At 65.0% G+C, this 1,554-nt stretch carries 2 protein-coding genes; both read left to right on the forward strand.

The features are described from left to right. Window positions 1-365, forward strand: a 365-nt coding sequence (locus tag AQJ64_RS44715; protein ID WP_159060378.1) for an ABC transporter permease subunit, incomplete at its 5' end; no start/stop codon positions are given. Between the two features lie 13 nt (window positions 366-378). Further along, complete coding sequence (locus AQJ64_RS44720; RefSeq protein WP_055636450.1) at window positions 379-1,356, forward strand: ABC transporter substrate-binding protein; 978 nt, start codon at window positions 379-381, stop codon at window positions 1,354-1,356. Window positions 1,357-1,554 lie beyond the last annotated feature (198 nt).

Raw genomic sequence — 1,554 nt, forward strand, 5'->3', positions numbered from 1 at the left:
CCCTCGTCTATGCCGCGCCGGTGGCGATGAAGATCATCGCTGATGGGGTGCGGGCGGTGCCGGAGGCGACGGTGGAGGCGGCGACCTCGGCCGGGTGCAACACCTGGCAGATCATCACCAAGGTTCAACTGCCGATGTCACGCAGTGCTCTGACCCTTGCGACGAATCAGGGTCTGATCTACGTGCTGTCGATGGTTGTGGTGGGCGGCCTGGTGGGGGCGGGCGCCCTCGGCTACGACGTCGTGGCCGGTTTCTCGCAGGGCCAGCTGTACGGGAAGGGACTGGCGGCGGGTCTCGCCATCGTCCTTCTCGGCGTCATGTTCGACCGGATCACTCAGGCAGCGGCGCGACGCGCGAGCGCATAAGGAGCGACTGACCATGGCAGGACAAGCAACACACTGGAGAGCCGGCGTGGTGGGCATGGCCGTCCTCGGCCTCACCCTCACCGCCTGCGGCGGTACAAAGGTCGGTGACAGCTCCTCGGAGGCCGGCAGCTCGGGCGGTTCCGGCAAGTGCGGGACCTTCAACCTCGCGGTCAACCCCTGGGTGGGCTACGAGGCCAACGCGGCGGTTCTCGCGTACGTCGCACAGCAGGAGCTCGGCTGTACGGTCAACAAGAAGGACCTCAAGGAAGAGATCGCCTGGCAGGGCTTCGGAACCGGCGAGGTCGACGCCGTCGTGGAGAACTGGGGCCACGACGATCTCAAGAAGAAGTACATCACCGACCAGAAGACCGCGGTCGACGCCGGCGCCACCGGCAATGAAGGCCTGATCGGCTGGTACGTGCCGCCGTGGCTGGCGAAGGCGCACCCGGACATCACGAACTGGGAGAGCCTGAACAAGTACGCGGCCAACTTCAAGACCTCGGAGTCGGGCGGCAAGGGCCAGCTCCTGGACGGCGACCCGTCGTACGTCACCAACGACGAGGCGCTGGTGAAGAACCTGAAGCTGGACTTCAAGGTCGTGTACGCGGGCAGTGAGACGGCGCTGATCCAGGCCTTCCGCAAGGCGGAGAAGGACAAGGAATGGGTGATCGGCTACTTCTACGAGCCGCAGTGGTTCCTGTCCGAGGTCCCGCTCGTCAAGGTCAACCTGCCCAAGTACACCGACGGCTGTGACGCCGACGCCGCGAAGGTCGCCTGCGACTACCCGGTGTACAAGCTCGACAAGATCGTCAGTGCGAAGTTCGCCAAGTCCGGCAGCCCCGCCTACGACCTGGTGAAGAACTTCACCTGGGCCAACGACGATCAGAACACCGTGGCCAAGTACATCGCCGAGGACAAGATGACCCCGGAGGCGGCGGCCAAGAAGTGGGTCGACGCCAACCCGGACAAGGTCAAGGCCTGGCTGAAGTAGCCACGACTTCGCTTCCGGGCCCTCGGAAAACCGGTCGGAACACGCCCGGTGGGCGGTGCGCGATCCCTGCGCACCGCCCACCGGGCTTTGTCGTGTTCGGGCCCGTTTTCCGAGGTTCCGGAACCCTTGACACCCCCTCTCCGAGGCGGGCACATTGAGTTGCGCAACCTGAACCGTGTTGCGTGCACAGCAACTTAA

Source organism: Streptomyces griseoruber (assembly GCF_001514205.1).
Lineage (GTDB): Bacteria > Actinomycetota > Actinomycetes > Streptomycetales > Streptomycetaceae > Streptomyces > Streptomyces griseoruber.

Excerpts from the sequence above, each read along its gene's own strand:
- AQJ64_RS44720 (WP_055636450.1), top strand. The coding sequence starts at position 379 with ATGGCAGGACAAGCAACACACTGGAGAGCCGGCGTGGTGGGCATGGCC.